Genomic DNA, 1,790 nt, shown 5'->3' with positions numbered 1-1,790 from the left:
TCCGCCACCCCACAGGATTCGAGAGCATCAGATGTTCTGCCGATCACCCTTCGGATCGAAGAACACCGAAGAAACAATCTCCGCCTCGATCACGCTGCCATCGGCCAGCGGTGCAAACACCCGCTCACCCATGCGCTTCAGACCACCCTTGACCACGCCCATGGCAAACGAATAGCCGAGGGAGTTGTGCGCGTAGCTGGAGGTCACGTGGCCGACCATGGTCATCGGGATCGCCTGCTTGGTGTTGAACACCAGTTGCGCACCTTCCGGCAGCCAGACGTTGGGATCAATCGGCTTCAGGCCCACCAGTTGTTTGCGCTGATCACGCACGCAGTCTTCACGGTTCATCCCACGCTGGCCGATCCACGAGAACGGTTTGGTGCGACCCACACACCAGCCCATGTTCAGGTCGTCCGGGGTCATCGAGCCGTCAGTGTCCTGACCGACGATGATGAAACCCTTCTCCGCCCGCAGCACGTGCATGGTTTCAGTGCCATACGGGGTCAGGTTGTACTGCTTGCCGGCCTCGACGATTTTCTCCAGCACGCCCATCGCGTAGTCGGCCTGGACGTTGACTTCGTACGACAGCTCACCGGTGAACGAGATACGGAACACCCGCGCCGGCACGCCGCCGACCAGACCTTCTTTCCAGGTCATGAACGGGAACGCTTCGTTGCTCAGATCAATGTCGGTCACGGCGCTGAGCAGCTTGCGGCTGTTCGGTCCGGACAGGGTCATGGTCGCCCAGTGGTCGGTGACGGAGGTGAAGTAGACCTTCATGTCCGGCCATTCGGTCTGGTGGTACAGCTCCAGCCATTGCAGTACGCGCGCCGCGCCGCCGGTGGTGGTGGTCATGACGAAATGGTTGTCCGCCAGGCACGCCGTTACACCGTCATCGAAGACCATGCCGTCTTCTTTGCACATCAGGCCATAACGGGCCTTGCCCACGTCGAGTTTGGTCCAGGCGTTGGTGTACACGCGGTTGAGGAACTCGCGGGCATCCGGGCCCTGGATGTCGATCTTGCCCAGGGTCGAGGCGTCGAGCAGGCCGACGCTGTCGCGTACGGCTTTGCATTCGCGCTTCACAGCGGCGTGCAGGTCTTCACCGTTTTTCGGGAAATACCATGGACGCTTCCACTGACCAACGTCTTCAAATTCGGCACCGTTCTTCACATGCCAGGCATGCAGCGCGGTGTAGCGCACCGGCTCGAAGATGTGCCCACAGTGACGACCGGCCACGGCGCCGAAAGTCACCGGCGTGTAGTTCGGACGGAACATCGTGGTGCCCATCTGCGGGATGGTCACGTTCAGCGAACGGGCGGCAATCGCCAGGCCGTTGACGTTGCCAAGCTTGCCCTGATCGGTGCCGAAGCCCAGCGCGGTATAACGTTTGACGTGTTCGACCGACTCGAAACCTTCGCGGGTCGCCAGTTCGATGGCGGCGGCGGTGACATCGTTCTGCAGGTCGACGAATTGCTTCGGCGCGCGCGCGGTGCCCTTCTCGTGCGGCACCTGGAACAGCGCCAGGGTCGGTTCTTCAACACGGCTCAGGGCTTTGGGCAGCACGCCTTCGACAGTCTGGAACCCGGCTTCGGCCGCAGCGCGCACGCCACCTTCGAAGCCGTCGGCCAGCGAATCGCCGAGGCCATACACGCCGTTGATGCCGCCGACGCACACACGCTTCTGCGGTGCTTCGCCCGGTACGAAACCGAGGATGTCTTCACGCCAGATCGGCTTGCCACCGAGGTGCGAAGCCAAGTGCACAACCGGGCTGTAACCGCCGGAACTGG

General features: G+C 62.2%; 1 protein-coding gene. It reads right to left on the bottom strand.

What is annotated here, in order from left to right:
• Positions 1–27: 27 nt before the first annotated feature.
• The coding region (locus DBR24_RS04025; protein ID WP_305888820.1) for a glycine cleavage T C-terminal barrel domain-containing protein at positions 28–1,790 on the bottom strand (1,763 nt) is incomplete at its 5' end.

The organism is Pseudomonas sp. HMWF006 (assembly GCF_003061205.1).
Lineage (GTDB): Bacteria > Pseudomonadota > Gammaproteobacteria > Pseudomonadales > Pseudomonadaceae > Aquipseudomonas > Aquipseudomonas monsensis.
Note: the sequence above shows the minus strand (reverse complement) of the source record. Positions and strands in the feature narration are given on the sequence as shown.